This window comes from Stenotrophomonas sp. YAU14A_MKIMI4_1 (assembly GCF_003086855.1).
Lineage (GTDB): Bacteria > Pseudomonadota > Gammaproteobacteria > Xanthomonadales > Xanthomonadaceae > Stenotrophomonas.
Genome location: NZ_CP025998.1, coordinates 4,020,473 through 4,045,989 on the forward strand (window position 1 = coordinate 4,020,473; position 25,517 = coordinate 4,045,989).

Sequence of the window (25,517 nt, forward strand, 5' to 3'; positions counted from 1 at the left end):
CCCTCAGGTCTGCGGCCACAACACGGCCAGCAGCACCGCTACGAACTGCAGCGCGGTGAACAGATACTGGCGCAGCAGCAGGCCGCGCATGCCGGCCCAGCGCGCGTCCCAGCCACGCAGCGGCGCATCGGCCGGCAGCCGGCGCAGCCCGGCCACGTGCAGGGCCTGGTCGATCCGATGTGCTGCCGCCTCGCCCTGCAGGCCTTCCTGCAGCAGCAACTGCAGCAGGCTGGCATCCAATCGCACGCGCACCGCGAAGTACGCCTGCGCCAGGCCCAGCACCACGCTCAGCAGCACCAGGCCGGCGGCGATCATCGCCAGCCCCGGCTCGATGCCGAGCAGCAGCAGGCCCACCAGCAACAGTCCCAGCGACAGCACGGCGGGCCAGCGGCCCTGGCGCAGCAGCAGGTGCATCATCGGCAGGTCCGGGGCCTGGCTCATACGGTGGTCTCCTGTGCGGCAGCGGCCGCGATCGCCAACAGGTGAACGTCGTGCAGCACGATGGACGGCCGTGCCTGGCGCACCTGCGCCACCGCCTGCGCGGCATCGCCAGCGCGGCCACTGCACAGCAGCCACGTCGCCACGCTGGCGGCACTGCGCGAATAGCCCAGCGCGCAACACACCAGCAGCGGCCCCTGCGCATGCAGGCGCTCGATCGCGGCGGCAGCGGCGCGCAGCTGGGCAGCGCTGGGCACCACCAGGTCCAGCATCGGCACCCCGGCATAGACCGCGCCCGGGGCGCGGCAGGACAGTTCGGCACAGGTATCGACCACGCCCTGCAGCGGCGCCGGCAAGCGGCCGCTGGGCAGGCGCCCCAGCCACACACCGTCGGCCACCTGCACCGGCTGCGGCGCACGCCGTGTCCACAGCCGTGAATTGATCCATGCAGCGGCCAGGTACGGCGCCAGCAGCCAGCGTGCGGCCATGGTCAGCCGGCCATCGGCGCGCTTCTGGAACACCGCCGTGCCCAACCCCGCATACGCCAGCGCCACCAGCAGCAGCGACACCACCGGCCACAGCAGCCACAGCGCTGTGCCGTGCCACTGCAGCACCGGCAGCAACACCACGGCCGCCCCCAGCAGGTACAGCAGCGCCAGGCGCCAGCGCTTCGGGTCGCGCGCGGTGCGCCATGCGCGCAGCGGTGGCACACCCTGGTCGGGCCACAGCCACACGCACAGCCAGCCCACCAGCAGCCCGGTGGGTACATCGATGAAGTGATGCTGGAAGGTGGTCAGCACCGATATGCCGATCAGCAGCGCCCACCCATGCAGCACCCAGCGCCACGCGCCGTGCAGGTACTGGGCGAACTTCACCCACAGCACGATCAGCAGCACGATGTGCAGCGATGGCGCCTGGTTGAACGGCTTGTCGAAACCCAGCAGCACATCGAACAGCCAGCCGAAGACGCCGTCGATCTCCGGCCGCTGGAAACTGAAGCGTAATGGCCACAGCAGGAAGCAGCTCACCGCGATCAGCTGCGCACTGAACAAGCGCAGCGCGTGCCGGTCCAGTTCCAGCCGCTGCCGGCACAGGAACAGCGAAATGGCATAGAACAGATCGATGGACCAGTACGGCACGATGGTCCAGGCCACGAATGGAATGTGGGTTTCCCAGGCGAAGGCGAGCACCGGCACGTCCGGCTGGCGACCGGCCATCCAGTTCGCAAAGCCGTAGCTGGCGAAGAAGAACGGCCCCAGCAGCACCAGCCACAACAGGGCGCGCCGCCAGGGGCGCGCCGTGGGGGCCACCGGGGTGGCAGCGACGGCGGACATCAGCCGACCCGGCGCGCCAGCGACACGGTGAAAATGCCGAACTCGTCGATGCGCTGGGCCACTTTCTGGAACCCGGCCAGGCGTACCAGCTCGTCCATCTCCTGCTGGGTACGGCGGCGCATCACCCACGCCGCGCCACCGCGGTGGCTGGTGAGCGCACGCGCGATGAACTCCAGCTGCGGATGCCACGGCTGGCCGGTATAGGCCAGATAGCCGCCCACCGGTACGGTCGCGGCAATGCCCTGCAGCGAGCGCAGCACCGCATCGTTGTCGGGGAACAGTTCGTACAGGCCCGACACCACCGCCAGCGTCGGCGCCGGGTCCACCTTCGCCAGCTGCGCCGGGTCGAACGCATCGCCCTGTTCGAAGCGGGCGATGTCGGTCGCCCCCAGGCGTTCGATCAAGGCCAGGCCCTGGGTCACGTTCAGTTCGCTGAAATCGCGCAGCACGATGCGCTCGGCGCGCTGTTCGCCCTGTCCCAGCGCCTCCAGCACGTAGCGCCCGTGGCCTGCGGCCACGTCCAGCACGCGTACCGGCGTGCCCTGCCCGCGCAGGCGCTGGGCGGCGTCGCGCAGCAGTTCCTGCAGGTGCTGGCCGCGCACGCGGATGCCGCGCCAGCCGATCGCGTCCAGATAGTTGCGGTCGACCATGCGCCCCAGCGGGCCCTTGCCCCGCGCCTGGTCGCGGTAGATGTAATCCAGCGTGCTGCCCGAATCGAAGCCGGTCTGCAGGCCCAGGGCAATGCCCTCGGACAGCGTGCCGCCGAAACGCAGGCCACCACGCACGAAGCGCCAACGCAGGTCGGCCAGGCTGTTGCGTTCGGGCGGCCACGACAGAATCTCCGATTCTTCGAAGGTCGGACCGTGGCGGTGTGCATCGCGGCGCGACAGTTCGCGCAATGGTTCGGCGAAACGTGCCTGGATGAAGCTGCGGATGCGTGCCAGCGCCGGCGCGCGGTCACGCTCGCCCAGGGTGTCGTGGAAGAAGCCCGGCAGGTGCACGCGCTCCTTGATCGGGCTGGACAGGCGTTCGTAGAAGCGGTCCTGCGGGCCCCGGTGCACGACGAAATCCGAACCGGAGACGAGCAGCTGCACCGGCACGCTGATCGCCTGCGCGTCGGCCACGACGCGGTCGGCCGCCTCGTACAGGCCCAGCAGCACGCGCACCGAAATCGGCCGGGTGATCAGTGGATCGGTGCGGTAGCTTTCTACCCGCGCCGGGTCGTGGGTCAGCCACTGCGGCTTCACATAGCTGTTGACGAAGAAGTTGCCGCGCAGCTTCTGCATCAGCGCCAGCCCCGCCCGCGCGAACGGCACGTACAGCTTCACCTTGAACGCCGGCGAGGCCATCACCAGCGCGCGCAGGCGCGGCGCGTAGTCGTGCACCCAGGTGGCGGCCACCACCGCGCCCACGCTCTGCGCGATCACCACGATGTCTTCCACCGCGATGCCGTGCTCGGCGCCGATATGGGCGATGAAGCTGTCCAGGTCGCGGACCAGCGCCGGGAAACCCGGGGCATCGCCGCGCGCACCGGGCGAACGGCCATTGCCACGCGCATCCCACGCGAAGAAGGCGGTATCGGGCAGGTCCAGCTCATCGACCAGGTGGGTGACCCGGCCGGAATGTTCGTGGCCGCGATGCAGCAGCACGACGGCCTTGCTGGCCGTGCTGCCCGTGGTGCTCGCCCAGTACCGGTAGAACAGCGGTACCTGGTCGAAGCTGTGGAATTCCCGTTCCTGCGCCTGACGCATGCAATCTCCGTATTGTCGTGGTGTTTACTGCGGTGAAACCGCCGATTCCTGCAGGCCCCGGCGCACCCGGTTGAACAGCGTCACCGCGCACAGCAGCGCGGCCACGCCTGCCACCCACGTCACCGTGGCGGCCCCCACCCAGCCGAAGGCCAGCAGCAGGCCCAGCACACCGATCACGAAGGCGCGGTCGCTCTTGCCCATGGGCCCATCGTAGCGCCGGCTGGCCCCGACCATCAGGCCCAGCACGCCGGCGTATTCGCTCAGTGCCGCCGCCCAGGCCAGCAGCCACAGCGCCACCGGGTTCACGCCCGCCACGCTGAGCAGGCTCAGGTACAGCGCGGCGTCGGCAATCACATCGCACAATTCGTTCAGATAGGCGCCCAGCCGCGACTGCTGGCCGAACTCGCGGGCCAGCATGCCGTCCACGGCGTTGAGCGCCATGCGCAGCAGCATCCACAGCGGCAGCAGCAGGTACAGCAGCGGTTGCGCCGGGGCGCAGCACCACACGGCGGCGGCCACCAGCAGCGAGACCACGGCGGCGGCCACGGTCACCGTGTTGGCGGTGATGCCGAGGCGGTAGAGCCCGCGCACGGCCGGACGCAACAGGTCCTGGAAACGTCCTTTCAATGCATAGATCGACACGATCTGAACCCGCTGATCCCTGGCAGTTCCGGCATAGCCTACCCCATGGCGTGCCCAGCCCAGCATGCCGATACGGGCGTTTGTACGCACCGGGGGCAGGAAACCGCCCCGCGCAGCGCCCGCCACCGGCCCCCACGAACTACAATATCGGCCCCGCTCCGCTGCCGATTGCCCTGTCCCCATGACTGCTGATCTGTTGCCCGTCCGCCGGGCCCTCCTTTCCGTTTCCGACAAGACCGGCCTGGTCGAGCTGGCCACTGCACTGGCCGCACGCGGCGTGGAGCTGCTGTCCACCGGCGGTACCGCCAAGGCCATCCGCGATGCCGGCCTGGCCGTGAAGGACGTGGCCGATGTCACCGGCTTCCCGGAAATGATGGACGGCCGGGTCAAGACCCTGCACCCGATGGTGCATGGCGGCCTGCTGGGCCGTTCGGGCCTGGACGATGCGGTGATGGCCGAGCATGGCATCGGCGCCATCGACCTGCTGGTGCTGAACCTGTACCCGTTCGAAGCGGTCACCGCCAAGGCCGACTGCACCTTGGCCGACGCGGTGGAAAACATCGATATCGGCGGCCCGGCCATGCTGCGCTCGGCGGCCAAGAACTTCGCCCGCGTGGCGGTGACCACCGACCCGTCGCAGTACGCCGAACTGCTGGCCTCCCTTGATGCCAACGACGGCCAGCTGAGCGCCGCCACCCGCTTCGCGTTCTCGGTGGCCGCGTTCAACCGCGTGGCCCAGTACGATGCGGCCATCAGCAACTACCTGTCGGCGGTCACTGCCACCGACGCCGCCGTGCCGGTGCGCGCCGAGTACCCGGCGCAGATGAATTCCACCTTCGTGAAGGTGATGGACCTGCGCTACGGCGAAAACCCGCACCAGAGCGGCGCGTTCTACCGCGACCTGTACCCGGTGCCGGGCACCCTGGCCACCTTCCAGCAGCTGCAGGGCAAGGAACTGAGCTACAACAACCTGGCCGATGCCGATGCGGCGTGGGAATGCGTGCGCCAGTTCGACACGCCGGCCTGCGTGATCGTCAAGCACGCCAACCCGTGTGGCGTGGCCGTGGGTGCCGGCAACGGCGATGCCTATGAACTGGCCTACGCCACCGACCCGACCAGCGCCTTCGGCGGCATCATCGCCTTCAACAAGCCGCTGGACGCCGCCACCGCCAAGGTGATCCTGGACCGCCAGTTCGTGGAAGTGCTGATCGCGCCCGACTACGAGCCGGCCGCGCTGGAATACGCGCAGAAGAAGGCCAACGTGCGCGTGCTGCGCATCCCGCACGGTGATGGCCTGAACAACTTCGACAGCAAGCGCGTCGGCTCGGGCCTGCTGCTGCAGTCGTCGGACAACCGCGGCATGACCCGCGACGAACTGAAGGTGGTCAGCAAGCTGGCGCCGACCGACAAGCAGTTCACCGATCTGCTGTTCGCCTGGAAGGTGGCCAAGTTCGTGAAGTCCAACGCGATCGTCTACGCCAAGGACAACCGCACCATTGGCGTGGGCGCCGGGCAGATGAGCCGCGTGTACTCGGCACGCATCGCCGGCATCAAGGCCGCCGACGCCAACCTGGCGGTCGAAGGTTCGGTGATGGCCTCCGACGCGTTCTTCCCGTTCCGCGACGGCATCGATGCCGCGGCCGCCGCCGGCATCAAGGCGGTGATCCAGCCGGGTGGTTCGATGCGCGATGCGGAAGTGATCGCCGCCGCCGACGAACATGGCTTGGCCATGGTGTTCACCGGCGTTCGCCACTTCCGCCACTGATACAGGGAGCGACACGGATGTCTGCAGTCTCTTTGAAACCGCTCACCGTGCTCGCTTTGGCCGGCACGGCCCTGCTGGCCGGCTGCACGCCGGCCGCCGATCCCGCGCCGGCCGCTGCCCCTGCAGCGCCGGCGGCCACGACGGCGGCGGCCGAACCGGCCACGCCGATCAGCCGCACTGCCCGCCTGCAGGCCTTCCTGGCCCAGCGTTACGGCCAGGGCGCCGCGCTGTCGGGTGACTGGCGCGGCAGCTTGAGCCAGGACGGCGAAACGCGCCCGGTCAGCTGGCAGGTCTGCGCCGAGCAGCCGGTGGTGAGCGGCGACAGCTGGCAGCAGCTGCTGGCCGTCTGCGGCGCGCTGGTCGAAGCCGGCCACCCGGAGCCGGGCACCATCGACTTCTACGTGCTGCGGCCGACGGCCAGCGGCTTCGACGTGGCCGCCGAACTGACCGGTGGCACCTACGGCAGCAGCGGCCAGCCCGGCACGGTGCAGATCGTGCGCGCTGGCAGCGATTTCTACGGCTTCCGCGTGCAAGACGGCTGGTTCGGCCAGGGCTATTCGCTGATCTCGCAATCGCTAGTGCTGCCTGGCCCGAAGGGCCTGGTCGACACCGGCAGCATACGCAGCCATATCGACAATGGCGCCGCCTACGATTGCGACGACGCCGACGCGGCGGAAGACTGCCGCAGCAAGGTGTTCAACATCGACTTCAGCCAGCGCTTCGACGACAGCGACCGCAGCGCGCGCGTCTGGCCGCTGCTGGTGGAAGAAACCGGCAGCACCTGCGGTGGCACCGCCGTGCGCCAGCAGCACCGCTTCACCCTGGACCCGAAGACGTGGACCTATTCCTTCCCCGCCGCGCTGCTGCGCGAGGGCTGCGAGTGAGGCACGCGGCCTGCCGGGAACATCGCCCTTCCCTTCCCACGCAATCTGGAATCTCGTGATGAACGTACTTGTCATCGGCTCTGGCGGCCGCGAACACGCCCTGGCATGGAAGCTGGCCCAATCCCCCCAGGTCAGTGAAGTGCTCGTGGCGCCCGGCAACGCCGGCACCGCCACCGAGGACAAGTGCCGCAACGCGGCGGTGAAGGTGACCGACATCGACGGCCTGCTGGCGCTGGCCCAGGCCGAAGGCGTGGCATTGACCGTGGTGGGCCCGGAAGTACCGCTGGTGGCCGGCGTGGTCGACCGCTTCCGCGCCGCCGGCCTGCGCATCTTCGGGCCGACCGCCGCCGCTGCACAGCTGGAAGGCAGCAAGGCCTACGCCAAGGACTTCCTGGCCCGCCACAACATCCCCACCGCGTTCTACGCCGTGCACACCGAGGTGGACGCGGCGCTGGCCTACATCCGCGACAAGGGCGCCCCGATCGTGGTCAAGGCCGACGGCCTGGCCGCCGGCAAGGGCGTTATCGTGGCGATGACCCTGGCCGAGGCCGAAGACGCCGTGCGCGACATGCTGTCGGGCAATGCCTTCGGCGACGCCGGTGCGCGCGTGGTGATCGAGGAATTCCTGGACGGCGAAGAAGCCAGCTTCATTTCCATGGTCGATGGCGTGCATGCGCTGCCGATGGCCACCTCGCAGGACCACAAGCGCGTGGGCGACGGCGATACCGGCCCGAACACCGGCGGCATGGGCGCCTATTCGCCGGCACCGGTGGTCACCGCCGAAGTACATGCGCGGGTGATGCGCGAGGTGGTGAACCCGACCGTGCAGGGCATGATTGCCGACGGCATTCCGTTCACCGGCTTCCTGTATGCCGGGCTGATGATCGATGCCAGCGGCGCACCGAAGGTGATCGAGTTCAACGTGCGCTTCGGCGATCCGGAAACCCAGCCGGTGATGCTGCGCCTGCAGTCCGACCTGGTGGACCTGGTGGAAGCGGCCATCGACGGTCGCCTGGACCAGGTGGAGGCGCAGTGGGACCCGCGCCCGTCGCTGGGCGTGGTGCTGGCCGCCAGGCCGTACCCGGAATCGCCGATCACCGGTGATGTGATTTCCGGCCTGGCCGATGTGCCGGCCAGCGCCAAGGTGTTTCATGCCGGCACCGCGCTGGACGCGCAGGGCCAGGTGCTGAGCGCCGGTGGCCGCGTGCTGTGCGTGGCCGCGCTGGGCGACAGCGTGCGCGACGCGCAGGCCAATGCCTATGCCGGCGTGGCCAAGGTGCGCTGGGCCAACGAGTTCCACCGCACCGACATCGGCTGGCGCGCGATCGCACGCGAGGGGTGAGGTGCGGGGTGCAGCCACGCATGGCGTGGCTCTACCCGGGTTGATCGCAGTAGATCCACGCCATGCGTGGATGAACCCTGCAGACACGCAAAGGCCCGGCGTTGCCGGGCCTTTGCCTTAGAGGACAGCGTCCAGACCCTTGCGGTCGATCAGGTTCAGAAGCTTCAGCGAGGGCCCGCTCGGCTTCTTTTCGCCCTGCTCCCAGCTGCGGACTGTCGAAACGCTGGTATTGAGCACACCGGCGAATACGGGCTGGCTGAGGTGCAGCGACGCGCGCAGTGCGCGGATCTGGGCACTGCTGTATTCGGGTACGGGCTCCAGACACAGGGCCTCGTACATGCCCATTCGTCGCTTGTCGATGAAGCCGCTGGCATACAGGCCTGCAGCGCCTTCATGCACCGCATCAAGGATTGGGCTCTTTGCACGTCTACGTTCAACACGCTTGGTCATGGCATATCTCCTGCAGATCGCCGCACATCACTGCCCTGTCCAACTGTGCAGGGCTCATCTTCAAGAACTCAGACGCATATAACTCAAGCGCATCCCGTTCCGCCCTGGTGAGGTTCGCGCGCTCGTTCTTTTCATAGCAGAAGAGAAAGAACCAGTAGCGCCCCAACTGGGTCGCCACGATGGTGCGGGCGCTACCGCGCTTTCCGCGGCCCGGCAGCGCGACGCGTTTCTTGATGAGACCGCCACCCAGATCGGCATCAATAAGCCCATGACGCATTTCGCTCACCGCGCGGCACAATGCCGAGTCGGACAACGTTGACTTTCGTGTGCTTCGGTTGAAGCTTCGGGTGCGGAAGACACGTGGCATGATCATACCGTGCCACCTAGTGGTACGGCGTGAAAATCAGCGTCAGGCTCCTGCATACGTGGGGATTGTGAGCACCTGATCGTCGGTATGGCGGCAGGAAGGAACAGAAGCGGCCCGGCAACGCCAGGCCTCGGCTTCAGGGACGGGAGTACGCAGAATGCGCCAGCATCAGGATTATCCGGACGGCTTTGAGTGTGTTTGGCTGGGCGTTGACCAGACCGGCGCAGTGGCGGCATTCGTCACCGCAGGCGAGGGAGACATCCCTACCGCGCTTCTGCACCAAGCCGCGGTGGACATCTTCGATATGGAAATGATGTTGATGGAGCTGCCGGTGGTTGGCAGGGCCGTCATGCACATGAAGGTTCCCCGTGACGATGACGGTGTGGCCATGGCTTCGCGCGGCATCCATGTGTACGACTGGAACCGGGGCGGCTACGTGCGCTTTGCCACGCCTACATTGGCCATTCAGCGCACGGCACTCAGCGGGGACCTGCAGGTGCTGGCCGGTCTGGCGACCTTCAACACGATCGACTTCCGGCAACACGCATCGATCCCGGTCTGGGCCCTGACGGAGACGACGGGAAAGCCGATGCCATGAGGCGGGATCAGTAGATCCACGCCATGCGTGGATGAGCCCCACCAAACAAAAAAGGCCCGGCATTGCCGGGCCTTTCGTCTTTGCAACGCTGCACCGCGTTACGCGTTGAACAGCGCCTTCATCTTCTTCAGCGCGTTCGCTTCGACCTGGCGGATGCGCTCGGCGGAAACGCCGTACTCATCGGCCAGTTCCTGCAGCGTCACCTTGCTGTCGGCGTCCAGCCAGCGGCGGCGGATGATGTCGCGCGAACGGGCATCCAGCTCGGCCAGGCCTTCGCGCAGCAGCTGCAGCTGGTTGTCTTCGCTGTCGGCACGCTCGTAGGCCATCGACGGGTCTTCGTCGTTGGCGACCAGGAACGCGGCCGGCGACGGCGGGGCGTGTTCGTTGTCCTCATCGCTGGGCGCATCGAAACCGATATCGCGACCGGACAGGCGCGATTCCATTTCCATCACCTCGCGCTCGGACACGTTCAGGTCCTTGGCCACCGCGCTCACTTCGGCCGCGTTCATCCAGCCCAGGCGCGTCTTCGACTTGCGCAGGTTGAAGAACAGCTTGCGCTGCGCCTTGGTGGTGGCGACCTTCACGATGCGCCAGTTCTTCAGGATGAACTCGTGCATTTCGGCACGGATCCAATGCACGGCGAAGGACACCAGGCGCACGCCCATATCCGGGTCGAAGCGCTTGACCGCCTTCATCAGGCCGATGTTGCCTTCCTGGATCAGGTCGCCCAGCGCAAGGCCGTAGCCGTTGTAACCGCGGGCCACGTGCACCACGAAGCGCAGGTGCGAATGCACCAGCTCGCGCGCAGCGTCCAGATCGTCGCCGTCGCGGAAACGACGGGCCAGGTCCTGTTCGTCATCGACCGACAGCACCGGAATCTGGTGCACGGCACCGATGTAGGCGTCCAGCGAACCGAGCGCACTGGGAATCGGGAGATTGTTTGCCACAAGGGCAGTAGAGGTGTTCTGGCTCATAGGGCTCATCTTAGCAGTCCGGGTTTTTGACTGCTAAAGCGGTAGGAAGTTCCAGTGTTCCGCAGGCGAAACAATGGGCCGTTCAACATCCCTACCCTATCGCGAATTGATGACAATGGCGAGCACGCCCCATAACGCATCAATCCATTCCAAAACAATCACTTACGCACAAACCGGTGGATGAATTGTGCTTTTGGGCCGCAAAATCCCACCAACCCGCCCCATTCAGCCCGGCAATGTTGCCGGTCATTCAGGCCCAGGCGGCCCCAGCCCGGTAGTGCCGGACCATGCCCGGCAACCCAGGCCGCGGCCAAAGCGCTCAGTAATAGCCGGACAGGTTCAGGAAGAAGCCCTTGCTCTCGTAGCGCAGCTCGGTCAGGTCGTCGCTGAACTCGGTGAAGTTGTAGCCGGCACCGATCTTGAAGTTCTGCCCGACCTGGCGGTCCACGCCCAGCAGCCATCCCTTCTTGTCGCCGCCGTCGCGCACATCCAGCCAGCGGTACTCGGCCAGGCCTTCCCACTGCGACCACAGCCGGTAGCGCAACTGCAGCGCAGAGAAGTTCACCCGGCTGTCCAGCCAGGGGCCTTCGCCGCGACCGGTGCGGTAGTCGCCCCAGCGCGCGGCCAGCTTGGCCGCCACTTCCCAGCGCTCGCCGATCTGCCGCACGCCCTCCAGCGAGATGATCTGCGACTTCTGGTCGTACACGTTGCCGCCTTCCTGGCCCAGCGACGCCACGTCGTACAGATAGGTGTACTTGCCGAACGCGGCCCAGCGCGTGTTGTCATGCGGGCGCCAGGCGAAGCCCAGGTTGGATTCCACCAGCTTGGCATCGGCCAGTGCGTTGATCCTGTCCTGGGTATCGGCGTAGTTGGCGCGCAGCGCGATGCGCCAGTCCTCGTTGATCTTGTACAGCAGGCGGTTGGTGGTCACCCACTGCTCGCGCTGCTCGGCGCCCTGGTCGCGGCGGTACTCCAGCTTGCTGGTCCACTGCGTGTTGGCATCGGTCCGGCCACCGCTGACGCTGTACGCGCGGCGGTCCACGCGGCCGGTGGTGGCGTCCAGCTTGCCATCCATCACGCTGAAGCCCAGGTTCCATCCCTGCGCCGGGTAGAAATCCATGCCGAAGGTGTTGACCAGGCCCGCGGTGTCCTCGCGCCGGTCCTTCAGGTACTGGCTTTCGTTGAACACATTCACCTGGTTGCTCAGGCGCCAGCGCTGGCCCAGCGTCCAGCCCGACTGCAGGCCGGTGTCGTACAGCGGGTCGGTGGTGGTGCGGTCGGTGCTGTAGCTGTAGTTGCCGTAGAAGCTGTGCTCGGGGGTCATCCAGTACTCGGCTTCCAGCTTGGCGCCGTCGCCGCGGCTGCCGCTGCTCACTTCGGCGCCCACGCTGGAGCGATCACCGAACAGATAGCGCGTGCCCAGGGTCAACAGGTTGTTGTCCTCGTATGCGCCGCCATCATCATCCACGGTCAGCTGGCCGGTGCCGTACAGCTCCCACTTGGCGCCGAAACGCTGCCGGTAGCTCAATGCGGCCAGGGTGCCATCCACGTCCACGCCTGCATTCTCTTCGCGCACGCGGCGCAGCTCCGCACCCAGCTGGTCGTTGTTGCCCAGCCGCCAATCCAGCGTCAGCTGCGATTGTTCCAGCGCCACGTCGCCGCGTTCGGCGCGGCTCTGGCGGCCATACAGGCTGAGGTTGTCGGTGAAGTAGCCGAGGAACTCGGCGCCGTACTCTTCCAGTGCTACCCCGGTGTCCATGCGCGATACCGAGAAGCCGGCATCCACATCGCGCCACCAGGCGCCAAAGCTCCAGTCCTGCGTGGTCCAGCCCAGCTCGCGCAGGTTGGCGCGTGCTTCCACGGCCCGTGCATCGCCCTTGCGCGCCGCGTTCACCGGGTTGCGCTGGATGAAGCTCAGACCGCCGTTGTCGGAATAGAAGATCGGCGCGGCGGTGGCTTCGCTGCGGGTCTGTTCCAGCTTCAGGTAGGTACCGCGCCCGGCCTGCAGGGTCAGGTCGGCGCCCATCAGGCTGTAGTCGTCGCCGCTGCGGTTTTCGTCCACGTAGGTGCCGCCCACCGCCACGTGGTTACCGAACCATTGCTTGCCACGCAGGCCGGCGCTGACATCGTCCGTGCTGAAGCCCACCGGCACGTACTCGTAATCGACCAGCAGCACCTGGTCGTAGCCATCCAGCGGCGTGTCGCGGGTGAGCGTGCGCACGTTCTCGCGGGTGATCTGCGAAAGCGCACGGGTCAGCAGGATGCGGCCCTGGATCTCGTTCACTTCGTAGTCCACGCCGCGCTGCAGGGTGCTGCGCACTTCGGTACGGCCGGTGGTGCGGTCGCGCACTTCCAGCACCACCTGTTCCGAGCCCGGCAGCAGATCGGTGTGGCGCAGGTAGTACAGGCTGCCGCCGGTGCCCAGGAATTCGCTGTGGCCCAGCGCCGACTGCGCCTCCGAGCCGAATGCCTTCAGGTAGGAACGCGGATCGCCCAGCGGCGTGGTCGCGCGTGATCGCCAGCTCAGCGCCGCACCATACAGCGAGCGCACGTACTGGCCGTACTCGGTGCCGGTGAAGCCGGTGGCGAAGTTGCCCCACAGCGCCTGGTTCTGGTCCCAGTCCACGCGCACGTACAGCTTGCCCTGGGTATCCACATCGCGGTACGTGGTCGAATCATCGCCGTACACCGGGTAGTACTGGTCCGGGTCCAGGCGGCGGAACACATCGCGCGCATCAGCATCCAGGAAGCCGCTGAACAGACGCTTCAACTCGCGATCGTAGGTGTCGGCCTGCGCGGTCACCAGGTACTTCCCGCGCAGCTTGCTCTTCAGGTAGAACGCCAGGCGGCCTTCGCTGAGGAAGCTGTCGTCACGGTCCTGGTCGGCCACCAGTGGGTCCAGGTTGCCACTGGCGGTGTTCTTGGAAAGGGTCACATCGGCCAGGGCCACCAGGAAGCGGTAGCTGCCGGTCACCTCCACGTCCAGGGTGCGCTGCAGGGGCGGCGCGTCCTGCGCTTCCACTTCCACCTGGTAGCGGTGCTGGCCGATCGGCTCCAGGAATTCGGCGGCGAACTTCTGCTCCAGATCCACCGGGAAGCTCTGCCCGTTGATCAGCACGCGCGCGTTGGGTGCCAGGCCACGGCCGTAGATGCGCACGCGCGAGCCGTAGATGGCGATGTTCTGCTGGCGCAGCGCGTTCTGTCCATAGATGTCATTGGTCAGCTGCTGGTCGCGCGCCTCCTCGCCGTTCAGCACCTTGCCCAGGGTCTTCTGCACGTTGTCGCGCACCTGCTGCGTGCCCCGCTCGTAGTCGGTGGGCAGCACCAGCTGGAAGCGCTGCGCGCTGGTTTCGTCGAACGCGCCATCGTGGCCGTAGGCGCGGGCGATGTACTGCAGTTCGTCGCCTTCGCGCAGGTTCAGCCCAGCCGGCAGCTGCCCATCCCATTCGGTGTTGCCCACGTAGTCCACCGGCATGGGAATGCGCGCCAGCGGCGTGACCAGATCGGTATCGGAACCGCGATACAGCGTGATCTCGGTGCGTTCGATGAACGAGGCGTAGTTGTTGTAGCCATGGAAGCGCAGCGGCTTGGTCAGGCGCCCGTTCTCGAACGGTGCCATGGAACCGGTCTGCACGTTCAGCACCGGCGCCGACAGCGACGGATCTTCGGTGGCCCACACCACCGCGCCGTCAGGCAACTCGGTCACGAACTGCCCACCCGGTGCGGCCGCGCGCGCGTCGGCGGGCGTCGGCACGGTCTGCGGGGTCGGATCGCCATGCACCTGCAGCAGCAGGTCGTTGCCGCGGCGGCAGCCTTCGGCACCGCACAGGGTCTGCGGCACTTCCGGTGCCGGCGCGGGCGCTGCGGTCTGCGCCCAGGCCGAAGGCAGCAGCAGCGCGGTGGCCAGGGTGATGAGTGCGGTCGTCTTGATCATGGCCCTCTCCTCAGCGGTCCGCGCGGTCAACGGTGGCCGGTGCAGGCAGTACCTGCACCTGCACCCGGTCGGCCCACCCGTCTGGCAACCGCGCCAGCACGGCCTGCTGCAGCACGCGGCCGCGGTCTGCCGCCAACGCTTCCTGACCCGCCTCGGCACGCACCTGCAGCACCCCGCCCTGGCGTGCCTGCAACGCGTTGACCGCCTGCACCAGCACCGCCTCGTTGCCGGCCGCCAGTTCGGCGCGGCCGGGCACGAACAGCGCGGGGCCGAACTCCAGCCGCAGAGCCGGAGGACCGCTGTCGAACCGTGCATCGGGCAGCTGCACGCCGAAGTCGAAGCGCACCGGCAGCCCTGGGGTGATCCGCCGCAGCAGCGGGTTGCGCGTGGTGAAGCGCGCGTCGGCCGGCAGCGTGGTCGGGTCCACCTTCAGGATGAAGTTGCGCCCACGTGCCTGGCCGCCATTGATGCCGACCAGGTGGTAGCGGCCGAAGGCATCGGTTTCCATCACCAGGCCTTCCACCGATGCCACGCGCACGCCGGGAATGCCCCGCTCACCGTCATCCTGGATGCCGTTGCCGTTGCGGTCCTCGAACACGCTGCCCAGGATCAGGCTCTCGTCCAGCAAGGGATCGCCCACCACCTCCACATCGGCAGATGCCACGTTGCCGATGCTGGCGTTGACCGCATCCACCGCGGTCACCCGGTTGGTGTGGATGCCCTGGCCCACGCCAGCGCCCACGCGCAGGTAGTACACCAGCGTGGCGCGGCCGCCGGCGGCGATATCCACCCGTTCCACCCGCAGCGGTGAACGCGCGCTCACGAACGCGGCGTTGTCCAGGTCGCGGGCCTCGAAACCCTCCTGCATGAAGGTGAAGCCGGCCGGCAGCGTATCGACCACGTTCACCCCCAGCGCATCCACTTCGCCCAGGTTTTCCACGGTCACCACGTAGCGCACCAGCTCGCCCACCTTCACCGTGCGCTGCGCTGCCTGCTTGGTCAGGCGCAGCACGGCACCGCTGGCGGTCACGGTGATGTTCACCCGGCCATCGGCGCAGACCGGGGTCGGAATGGAGACGTCGCAGATGTTGTAGGTGAAGGCATCCTGGCCGCTGTAGCCGACGAAGGCGGTGTAGATGCAGACGCCGTCGGTGCAGCCCAGGCGGCCGTAGCGCGGCGCGGCCAGCACGCGCAACGAACGCGGGTTGATCGGCGCGCCGCTGGTGCTGATGTTGTCCAGCAGCGAGATCGTGACCGGTTCACCATCGGGCGTGGTCACGGTCTCATCCACCACTTCCACGGCGTTGGCCTGCACCTGCACCGTCACGCTGGCGGTACCGCACTGCACCGGCGCGGCCTGCGTGCAGACGGTGTAGGCGAAGGTGTCGCTGCCGCTGAACGTGGCCGCCGGCGTGTAGCGCACACTGCCGTCGGCCAGTACTTCGGCCGTGCCCGAGGTGGGCGCAGTGCTGATGGTCACGGCCACCGACGCCGGCACCACCGGGCTGCCGGCGACCAGGTCGTTGGCCAGCACCGCCACCACCACCGGGCTGTCCTGCGGCGTCGTAGCGGTATCGTCGGCGGGCTGCACGGTGCTGCCCGCCGGTGGGTTGGCCAGGGTCACCGTCACCGTACCGATGTCGCAGACGCTGGGCTGGCTGACCAGGCAGATCTGGTAGGTGGTGGTGTAGGTGGCACCGGCCACACCGGCGGCGACGTCCACGCTGCCATTGGCCTGGATGGTGATGGCCGTGGTGTTGGTGGGGGTCAGCTGCACCGTGGTCGGGTCCAGCGCGGCGCCGTTGAACGTGTCGTTCACCAGCACGTTCAACACTGCGGTGGCGCCGGTGGCCGGCACATCGGCAATCGCATCATCCACCGCGACCAGGGTGCCACCCGCGGCGCTGACCGTGATGGCCAGTGTGGCGGTATCGCACACGCCGGCATACGGCGCGGGCAGGCACAGCTGGTAGATGAAGGAATCGTTGCCGGTGTAGCCTGCGTTGGGCGTGTAGGTGTAACTGCCATTGGCATTGAGCACCACCGTGCCCTGCGCCGGTGCGGTCACCAGCGAGAACACCGAACCGCCGCCGGCGTTGTCATTGCCCGCCACGCTGCCGCTCAGCGCCTGCCCGGCCGGCGTGGTGGCCACGTCGTTCACCGCGTCCGGACGTACCAGCACCAGTGCCGTGGCCTGCGCGCAGTTGCCCGTGTTGCTGGCTTCGCAGATCTGATAGGTCAGGTTGAGCGCACCGGCCGCGGCACTGCCGGCGATGGTGATGATGCCGTTGGCATCGATGCTGACGCCTGCCGGAGGTGCGACCAGGGACACCGTGACCTGCGCCGGCTGCACCGGCACGCCATTGATCAGGTCATTGCCCAGCACCGACGGCGTGGACCCGCCCGCGCCAGGCAGGGTGGGCGTGCCACTGAAGTTGTCGCTCACTGCCTGAAGGGTCGTGGCGCTCACGGTCACGCTGACCGACCCGGTGTCACAGACATTGAGGTTCGGTGCCGGCAGGCAGACCTGGTAGGTGAAGGTATCGGTGCCGGTAAAGCCCGGGTTCGGGGTGTAGCTGATGGTGTTGTCACCATTCACCACGGCGGTGCCGTTCAAAGGCGCAACGATCACCGTGAACACCGGGTTCAACGGCAGCGTGTCGTTGGCGGCAACGTTCAGCACGGTGGTGCCGGTACCGGCCGACAGCGTGTCATCGGCCGCGTTCGGGCGCACCGCCACCAGTGCGGTGGCCTGCGCGCAGTTGGTCGGCACCGCGTTTTCGCAGACCTGGTAGTTCAGCGTGGTGGCGACCGGAACCAGACCCGCCGCGACGGTGATGACGCCGCTCGGGCTCATGCTGTAGCCGGTGGGCGGCGTGATCAGCGTGGCGGTTACCGGCGTGGTACCCGGCACGATGGGCGCACCGTTGAAGCTGTCGTTCAACAGCACGCTGGTGGTGGTGCCGCCGGTGGCCGGCACGATGGGTGTCGCGCTGAAGTCATCGTTCAACGCGCTCACGCTGGTCGTGCCCACGTTGACGGTGACGGTGGCGGTGGAGCACACCCCCGCTGCCGGCGCGGGCAGGCAGACCTGGTAGGTGAAGGTGTCAGCGCCGGTGAAGCCCGCCGCAGGCGTGTAGCTGATGGTGTTGTCGGCGTTGACGACCGCGGCACCATTGCCCGGCGCCACCAGCACGGTCAGCGTGGGGTTGGACGGCAGGGTGTCGTTGGCGGTGACGTTAAGCACCGTGGTGGTGCCGGCCGTTGCCGTCAGGGTGTCGTTGGCCGCAGCAGGACTGACCGCAACCACCGCGGTGGACTGCGCGCAGTTGCTGGGCACCGCGTTCTCGCAGACCTGGTAGGTCAGCGTTGCCGCAGCCGGCGGCGTGCCCGGTGCCACCGTGATCTGCCCGTTGGCAGCCATCGTGTAGCCCGCAGGCGGGGTGATCAGCGTTGCGGTGACCGGCGTGGTGCCCGGCACGATCGCAGCGCCGTTGAAGGTGTCGTTGAGCAACACGCTGGTGGTGGTGCCGCCGCTGGCCGGTGCGATCGGCGCGGCGGTGAAATCATCGGCGTTGGCGACCAGGGTGGTGGCCGCAACGGTGAGGCTGACCGTGGCGGTGTCGCAGACGCCGGCGGCCGGTGCCGGCAGGCACACCTGGTAGGTGAAGCTGTCGCTGCCGGTGAAGCCTTCCGAGGGCGAGTAGCGGATCGTGCCGTCTGCCAGCACCGTGGCCAGGCCGTTGGTCGGCGCAACCGTCACGGTCACCACCGGGTTCGACGGCACGGTGTCGTTGGCCAGCACGTTCAGGATGGTGCTGGTACCGGCGGCAGCCAGCAGGGTGTCGGCCACCGCGTCCGGGCTGACCGCCACCAGCGCCGTTGCCTGCGCGCAGTTGGTGGGCACGGCGGTTTCGCAGACCTGGTAGTTCAGCGTGACCGCCGCGGGCGTGGTGCCCGCCGCAACGGTGATGACGCCCGTTGCGCTCATGCTGTAGCCGGTCACCGGCGTCACCAGCGAGGCAGCAACCGGGGTGGTACCAGGCACGATGGCCGCACCGTTGAACGTGTCGTTCAACAGCACGCTGGCGGTGCTGCCACCGGTGGCGGGTGCGATGGGCATGCCGCTGAAGTCATCGGCGAGCGCGCTGATGCCATTGGCACCCACCGTCAGGCTGACCGTGGCGGTATCGCAGACCGCACTGCCCGGCGCCGGCAGGCACAACTGGTAGGTGAAGCTGTCCGCGCCGGTGAAGCCCGGCGTCGGGGTGTAGTTGATGCTGCCATCTGGATTGACCGTGGCAGTCCCGTTGGCCGGTGCCGCCGACACGGTCACCACCGGGTTCAGCGGTGCGGTGTCGTTGGCCAGCACGTTGAGCACGGTGGTGGTCCCCGCCGTTGCGGTCAGGGTGTCCGCCACCGCTTCCGGGCTGACCGCCACGATGGCCGAGGCCACCGCGCAGTTGGTCGGCACCGCGTTTTCGCAGACCTGGTAGTTCAACGTCACTGCGGCAGGCGTGGTACCCGGTGCCACCGTGATCACGCCGGCCGGGTTCATGCTGTAGCCGTTCACCGGCGTCACCAGCGAGGCGCTGACCGGCGTGGTGCCCGGCACGATGGCCGCGCCATTGAAGGTGTCGTTCAGCAGCACACTGGCGGTGCTGCCACCGGCCGCCGGGGCGATCGGCGCCGCAGTGAAGTCATCGCCCAGGGCGCTGAGCGTGGTGTTGCTGACGGTGACCGTCACCGTCGCCGAATCGCAGACCGTGGCGCCGGGGGCCGGCAGGCAGACCTGGTAGGTGAAGCTGTCGGTGCCGGTGAAGCCCGCCGTCGGGGTGTAGCTGATGCTGCCGTCGGCATTCACCGTGGTGCTGCCATTGGTCGGTGCGACCGACACCGTCACCGTCGGGTTGGCCGGTGCGCGATCGTTGGCCAGCACGTTCAGTACGGTGGTGGTGCCAGCGGCAGCGGGCAGCGCGTCGGCCACCGCCTCCGGGCTGACCGCGACCACGACGGTGGCTGCCGCACAGTTGGTCGGCGCCGCGTTCTCGCAGACCTGGTAGTTCAGCGTGGTTGCCGCCGGCGTGGTGCCCGCCGCAACGCTGATCACCCCGTTGGCCGACATGCTGTAGCCGCTGGGCGGCGCCAGCAGCGACGCCGTCACGGCAGTGGTGCCCGGCACGATGGCCGCGCCATTGAACGTATCGTTGAGCAGCACGCTGGTGGTGCTGCCGCCGGTGGCCGGCGCGATAGGCGCTGCGGTGAAGTCATCGTTGGTCGCCACCAGCGAGGTGTTGCTGACCGCAAGCGAAACGGTTGCAGTGGCGCAGACCGTTGCCGCCGGCGCGGGCAGGCACAACTGGTAGGTGAAGCTGTCGGCACCGGTGTAGCCGGCCGTCGGCGTGTAGCTGATGCTGCCGTCGGCATTGACCGTGGTGGTGCCGTTGGTCGGCGCCACCGACACGGTCACCACCGGGTTCTGCGGTGCGGTGTCGTTGGCCAGCACGTTCAGCACGGTCGTGGTACCGGCGGTGGCCGGCAGAGTGTCGGCCGCCGCCACCGGGCTGACCGCGACCACGGCCGAGGCCGACGCGCAGTTGCCCGGCACCGCGTTTTCGCAGACCTGGTAGTTCAGCGTCGTCGCCGCCGGCGGTGATCCTGCGGCCACGGTGATCACGCCGTCGGCCGCCATGCTGTAGCCCGGCACCGTGGTCAGCAGCGAAGCGGTCACCGCCGTGGTGCCCGGCACGATGGCCACGCCATTGAACGTGTCGTTCAACAACACGCTGCTGGTGCTGCCGCCGGCCGCGGGAGCGATCGGGCTGCTGCTGAAATCATCGTTGGCCGCGGTCAGCGTCGTGGCCGCCACGGTGACGGTTACCGCCGCGGTATCGCAGACCGCCGCCGCGGGTGCCGGCAGGCAGACCTGGTAGCTGAAGGTATCGGTGCCGGTGAAACCAGCGCTGGGCGTGTAGCTGATGGTGCCGTCGCCATTGACGAGGGTGGTGCCGTTGCCCGCCGCCACCGATACGGTCACCAGCGGGTTCAGCGGCGCGGCATCGTTGGCCAGCACGTTCAGCACGGTGGTGGCACCGGCGGCCGCCGGCAGCGCATCGGCCACGGCGTCCGGGCTGACCGCCACCAGCGCGGTGGCCGCGGCACAGTTGCCCGGCACCGCGTTTTCGCAGACCTGGTAGTTCAGGGTCGCCGCGGCCGGCGTGGTTCCCGCAGCAACGGTGATCACACCGCTGGCCGAGATCGTGTAACCGGCCGGCGCGGCAATCAGCGTGGCGGTGACCGGCGTGGTGCCCGGCACGATGGGGGCGCCGCTGAAGGTGTCGTTCAACAGCACGCTGCTGGTGCTGCCACCGGTGGCCGGTGCAATCGGGCTGGCGCTGAAATCATCGTTGCTGGCCACCAGCGAGGTGGCACTGACAGTGACCGTCACCGTGGCCGAATCGCAGACCGTGCCGCCCGGCGCGGGCAGGCACAGCTGGTAGGTGAAGGTATCGGTACCGGTGAAGCCGGCGGTCGGCGTGTAGCTGATGGTGCCATCGCCATTGGCCACGGCCGTGCCCTGGCTCGGGCCGGCACTGACGGTGACCACCGGGTTCAGCGGCGCGGCATCGTTGGCCAGCACGTTCAACACCGTGGTGGTGCCTGCGGTGGCCGGCAGGCTGTCGGCGACGGCATCGGGGCTGACCGCCACCAGTGCGGTGGCGGCGGCGCAGTTGGTCGGCACCGCGTTCTCGCACACCTGGTAGCTGAGCGTGGTTGCCGCCGGGCGCGTACCCGCGGCCACACTCACCACACCGTCGGCCGACAGGCTGTAGCCGGACACCGGCGTGACCAGCGATGCGGTGACCGGCGTGGTGCCCGGCACGATCGCACTGCCGCTGAAGGTGTCGTTGAGCAGCACGCTGGTAGTGCTGCCGCCAGCAGCCGGATCGATGGGCGTGGCCAGGAAGCTGTCATTCACCGCGACCAGCGAGGTCGTGCTGACCGTCACCGCCACCGTGGCGGTATCACACACGCTGCCATGGGGCGCCGGCAGGCACAGCTGGTAGGTGAAGGAATCCGGCCCGCTGAAACTGCCGGTGGGGGTGTAGCTGATGCTGCCGTCGGCGTTGACCACGGCGCTGCCATTCACCGGCGCCACGCTGACGGTCACCACCGGCGTGGCCGGTGCCACGTCGTTGGCCAGGACATTCAGTACGGTGGTCGCACCGGCCGCGGCTGGCAGTGCATCGTTCACCGCATCCGGGCTCATCACCACCACCGCCGTGGCGGTGGCACAGTTGGTCGGCGCAGCGGTTTCGCAGACCTGGTAACCCAGCGCGACCGAGCCCGGCAAGGTACCGGCCGCGACGCTGATGACACCATTGGCGGCCATGCTGTAGCCGGACACCAGGGTGGTCAGGCTGGCGGTGACCGGGGTGGTACCCGGCACGATGGCCGCACCGTTGAAGGTGTCGTTGAGCAGCACGCTGGCGGTACTGCCACCGCTCGGCGGGACCGCGCTGGCACTGAAATCATCATTCACCGCCACCAGTGCAGCGGCCGCCAGGGTCAGCGCCACCTGAGCGGTATCGCAGACAGCGCCGTCCGGTGCCGGCAGGCACACCTGGTAGGTCAACGTATCGGCACCGCTGGCGCCCGCGTTGGCGGTGTACTGCAGGCTGCCGCTGGTCGACAGCACCGCGCTGCCCAGGGTGGGCGGGGTAACCACGGTATACGTGGCACCGGCAGGCACGTTGTCGTTGGCGGCCAGGTCGAAGGTGCCCGGCTGGGTGCCGGTCACGCTGCCGCTGTCATCGACGGCATCGGGCGCAACCACTACCTGCACGGCGGCGGTATCGCAGGTGCTGCCGCCCTGCTCGCACAGCGAGTAGGTGAGCGTGGTGGCACCGGCCGGCGCGTAGCTGGCCACGGTGATGATGCCATTGGCATCAATGCTGAAACCGGTGGGCGCGGCCACCAGATTGGCCGTGACCTGCAGCGGATTCACCGGCGCGCCGTTGAAGCTGTCGTTGGCAAACACCGTGGGCGTGGTGCCGCCGGCACCGGGCGCGAACACGGGGCTGCGGAAGTTGTCATCCACCGCATCAACGGTGTTGGCCACCACCGTGATCGTGACCGTGCCGGTGGCACAGACGGCCGCATCGGGCGCCGGCAGGCAGACCTGGTACTGCGCGGTCTGCGGCCCCGCCGCGGCCGGTGCATAGCTGAAGCTGCCGTTGCCCTGCAGGGTGAACGTGCCAGCGGCCGGCGGCGTGACCAGGCTGTAGGTCGCAGCTGCAGGCGCGTTGTCATTCAGGCTGACATCGCCCACCAGGGGCTGCCCGGCCGAGGTGCTGTAGCTGTCGTCGGTGGCAGCGGGCGCCACCACCAGCGCGACCTGGGCGGTGTCGCAGTTGGCGGTACCGGCCTCGCACAGTTCATAGGTCAGGGTCTGCGCGCCAGCAGCGGCGCCGGCCGGCACGTTGATCACCCCGGCGCTGGTGAAGGTGTAGCCCGGCGGCGGTGCGTTCACCAGGCTCACGCTCACCTGCGCGGCGGTCACCGCCGCGCCGTTGAACAGATCATTGCCCAGCACGCTGGGCGTGCTTCCGCCGGTCACCGGCGAGATGGCCGGCGTGCCAAAGGCATCGTCCACCGCATCGACCGTGTTGGCGGTGATGACAAAGGTGGCCGTCGCCGTCGAGCACACCGCACTGTTCGGTGCGGGCAGGCAGACCTGGTAGCTGGCGCTGTCAGTGCCACCGCTGCCGGCGGCCGAGGTGTAGGTGAAGCCGCCATCGGCGGCCAGCAGCAGCGTGCCCTGGGTGGGGGCGACCAGCACGCTGAATTCCGCACCGGTACCGGTGCTGTCATTGCTGGCCACCGAACCGGTCACGGCCTGGCCCGACTGCACCGGCACGCTGTCGGCCACGGCTGTCGGCGCGACCAGCACCTGCACGCTGGCGGTATCGCAGTTGGCCGGGGCTGCCGTTTCGCACAGCTGGTAGGCCAGAGTCGTGGCACCCGGCGTGGTGCCTGCGGCCACGGTGATCACGCCGCTGCTGGCATCCAGGTTGAAGCCCGCCACCGGCGCCTGCAGCGTTGCCGTAACCGTCCCGGCGGTGACCACCACGCCATTGAGGGTGTCGTTGCCCAGCACGCTGGGGGTGGTGCCGCCGGCAAGGCCGGGCACCGGGGTGGCGAACAGATCATCGTTGGCCACCAGCGCATTGGCGCCCAGGGTGACGGTGACCGTCGCGGTATCGCACACCGCAGCGTTCGGTGCCGGCAGGCATACCTGGTAGCCGAACGTGTCGCTGCCGGTAACGCCGGCATTGGGCGTGTAGGTATAGCTGCCGTCGCTGTTCACGGTCACCACGCCCTTGCTGGCGGCGGTACCGAGGCTGAAGGTGGAGCCGGCCGGGGTGTTGTCGTTGCTGCCGACGTTGGCGGACACCGGCTGCCCCGCACCTGGCGTGGCGATCGCATCGTCCACCGCATCGGGAGCGATGACCAGTTGCACGCTGGCCGTATCGCACAGCGTGGGCGCGGCGGTCAGGCAGATGCGGTAGCCCAGGGTGACCGGGCCGGCCACGGCGTTGGCCGGCACCGTGACCACGCCAGCGGCGTTGATCAGATACCCCGCCGGCGCGGTGATCAGCGTGGTGGTCAGATTGGCCGGCACCACTGCCACGCCATTGAAGGTGTCGTTGCCCAGCACGCTGGCCGTGGTGCCGCCGATGGCCGCGGCGATCGGCGCGGCGCTGAAATCATCGTTCACCGCATCGATGGTGTTGGCGGTCAGGTTCACGGTGACCGTTGCGGTGTCACACACCGCCGCGTTCGGTGCCGGCAGGCACACCTGGTAGCCGAAGGTATCGGTGCCGGTGGCGCCCACGTTGGCGGTGTAGGTGAACGCGCCGCTGGCCTGCAGCACCACGCTGCCCTGGCTGGGCACTGCGCCGGTCTGCACGAAGGTGGAACCGGTAAAGACATTGTCGTTGCTGGCAACGTTGCCGTTCACCGCCTGCCCGGCCTGCACGGCCACGCTGTCATCCAGCGCATCCGGGCTGACCAGCAGGCTGACCGTGGCGCTGGCGCAGTTGCTGGGCGAAGCCGCTTCGCAGATCTGATAGGTCAGGCTGACCGGCCCGGCTGCGGCGGTGGCCGGCACGCTGATGGTGCCGTTGGCCGCAATGGCATAGCCGGACGGCGCGTTGGTCAGCGTCGCGACCACGGCGGCATCGGCGAACGCCGCGCCACCCAGGGTGTCGTTGGTGAACACGCGCGGCGTGCTGCCGCCGCCCGGCGGGAATGGCGTGGCACTATAGTCGTCGTTGGTGGCGACGATGGCGGCCGCCTGCACGGCGATGGTGGGCGTGGTGGCGGTGTTGTCGCCCGGCGTCGGATCGGTGGTACCCGGCGGCGGGGTGATGGTGGCCGCGTTGGCGGAAATGGTCGCCGGGGTGACGCTAGGCGCGGTGCCGTTCACCAGCACCACCAGCACATCGCCCACGCCCACGTTGACGCCGACGTTCAGGCTGCCGGTGCCCGAAGCCGCCGAGCAGGAGGTGGCCGCCGACACCGTTGCGCAGGTCCAGGTGACCCCGCTCAGCTGCGCGGGCACCGAATCGGTAAGGGTGGCGCCCACCGCCTGCGACGGGCCGGTGTTGCGCACTTCAATGCGGTACTGCACCGCCCCACCGGCCGCGACCGGCACCGGCGTGGTGATGGTCTTGACGATGCTCAGCTGCGCGCTGGCGGCCAGTGCATTGCTGTCGCTGCTGCTGTTGTTGCCCGGGGTGGGATCGGACACGTCAGCCGGCGCGGTCACCGTGGCGGTGTTCACCAGCGGGTTGCGGTACGCCTGCGCCTGTGCGCCCGCCATGGCCAGCGTGGCCAGCAGCGCGGTGCCCAGTTGCAGCGCGCGCGCGCGCAGGCAGGCGTGGCCGGGCAGGCAGTTCAAGCGACGGGCGCGGGCGGTGTGCATGCTGTCATCCTCGAAAGCACCGCGCAGGCTCTGGCGTTCCCCACCTGC

13 protein-coding genes are annotated in these 25,517 nt (G+C 68.3%); 4 read left to right on the forward strand and 9 right to left on the reverse strand.

Going from position 1 to position 25,517, the window contains the following annotated elements; translation table 11 throughout:
• Window positions 1-3 precede the first annotated feature (3 nt).
• The 4 genes from C1931_RS18155 to C1931_RS18170 are packed head-to-tail and all read right to left on the reverse strand — an operon-like array spanning window position 4 to window position 4,165.
• Window positions 4-441, reverse strand: a complete 438-nt coding sequence (locus C1931_RS18155) for a hypothetical protein (RefSeq protein ID WP_108757329.1) — start codon at window positions 439-441, stop codon at window positions 4-6.
• Window positions 438-1,748 (reverse strand): phosphatase PAP2/dual specificity phosphatase family protein, encoded by a 1,311-nt coding sequence (locus tag C1931_RS18160; RefSeq protein WP_199913937.1) that lies wholly within the window; start codon window positions 1,746-1,748, stop codon window positions 438-440. The genes C1931_RS18155 and C1931_RS18160 overlap by 4 nt, the downstream gene beginning before the upstream one ends.
• 23 nt (window positions 1,749-1,771) lie before the next feature.
• Window positions 1,772-3,523, reverse strand: a complete 1,752-nt coding sequence (locus tag C1931_RS18165) for a bifunctional alpha/beta hydrolase/class I SAM-dependent methyltransferase (RefSeq protein ID WP_108757331.1) — start codon at window positions 3,521-3,523, stop codon at window positions 1,772-1,774.
• A 24-nt stretch (window positions 3,524-3,547) separates the two neighbouring features.
• Entirely contained in the window at window positions 3,548-4,165 is a 618-nt protein-coding gene (locus C1931_RS18170; protein WP_108757332.1) for a CDP-alcohol phosphatidyltransferase family protein, read from the reverse strand.
• A 181-nt stretch (window positions 4,166-4,346) separates the two neighbouring features.
• Between C1931_RS18170 and purH the strand changes: the two genes are divergently transcribed.
• The 3 genes from purH to purD are packed head-to-tail and all read left to right on the forward strand — an operon-like array spanning window position 4,347 to window position 8,156.
• Window positions 4,347-5,930: a bifunctional phosphoribosylaminoimidazolecarboxamide formyltransferase/IMP cyclohydrolase gene (gene purH / locus C1931_RS18175; protein ID WP_108757333.1), complete on the forward strand. Its 1,584-nt coding sequence runs from the start codon at window positions 4,347-4,349 to the stop codon at window positions 5,928-5,930.
• Between the two features lie 17 nt (window positions 5,931-5,947).
• Window positions 5,948-6,814: a hypothetical protein gene (locus C1931_RS18180; protein WP_108757334.1), complete on the forward strand. Its 867-nt coding sequence runs from the start codon at window positions 5,948-5,950 to the stop codon at window positions 6,812-6,814.
• Between the two features lie 58 nt (window positions 6,815-6,872).
• Window positions 6,873-8,156: a phosphoribosylamine--glycine ligase gene (gene purD / locus C1931_RS18185; protein ID WP_108757335.1), complete on the forward strand. Its 1,284-nt coding sequence runs from the start codon at window positions 6,873-6,875 to the stop codon at window positions 8,154-8,156.
• Between the two features lie 117 nt (window positions 8,157-8,273).
• Here the strand turns inward: purD and C1931_RS18190 are convergent, their stop codons facing one another.
• Window positions 8,274-8,606 carry a DNA-binding transcriptional regulator gene (locus C1931_RS18190; RefSeq protein WP_108757336.1) on the reverse strand — a complete coding sequence of 111 codons (333 nt, stop codon included), beginning with the start codon at window positions 8,604-8,606 and terminating at the stop codon, window positions 8,274-8,276.
• A complete protein-coding gene (locus tag C1931_RS18195; RefSeq protein ID WP_108757337.1) occupies window positions 8,590-8,979 on the reverse strand; it encodes a type II toxin-antitoxin system RelE/ParE family toxin in 390 nt (129 codons plus the stop codon). The genes C1931_RS18190 and C1931_RS18195 overlap by 17 nt, the downstream gene beginning before the upstream one ends.
• 151 nt (window positions 8,980-9,130) lie before the next feature.
• Between C1931_RS18195 and C1931_RS18200 the strand changes: the two genes are divergently transcribed.
• Complete coding sequence (locus C1931_RS18200) at window positions 9,131-9,571, forward strand: hypothetical protein (RefSeq protein WP_108757338.1); 441 nt, start codon at window positions 9,131-9,133, stop codon at window positions 9,569-9,571.
• Window positions 9,572-9,669: 98 nt separating this feature from the next.
• Here C1931_RS18200 and rpoH read toward each other — a convergent pair whose 3' ends face one another.
• The 3 genes from rpoH to C1931_RS18215 all read right to left on the reverse strand — a co-directional run bounded on the left by rpoH (window position 9,670) and on the right by C1931_RS18215 (window position 25,469).
• Window positions 9,670-10,545, reverse strand: coding sequence for an RNA polymerase sigma factor RpoH (rpoH, locus tag C1931_RS18205; RefSeq protein ID WP_108751041.1), 876 nt, complete (start codon window positions 10,543-10,545; stop codon window positions 9,670-9,672).
• 319 nt (window positions 10,546-10,864) lie between these two features.
• The gene (locus tag C1931_RS18210; protein WP_108757339.1) at window positions 10,865-14,479 is read right to left on the reverse strand and encodes a hypothetical protein; all 3,615 of its coding nucleotides are present in this window, start codon (window positions 14,477-14,479) and stop codon (window positions 10,865-10,867) included.
• Window positions 14,480-14,489: 10 nt separating this feature from the next.
• Window positions 14,490-25,469 (reverse strand): Ig-like domain-containing protein, encoded by a 10,980-nt coding sequence (locus tag C1931_RS18215; protein ID WP_108757340.1) that lies wholly within the window; start codon window positions 25,467-25,469, stop codon window positions 14,490-14,492.
• Between the last annotated feature and the right edge of the window lie 48 nt (window positions 25,470-25,517).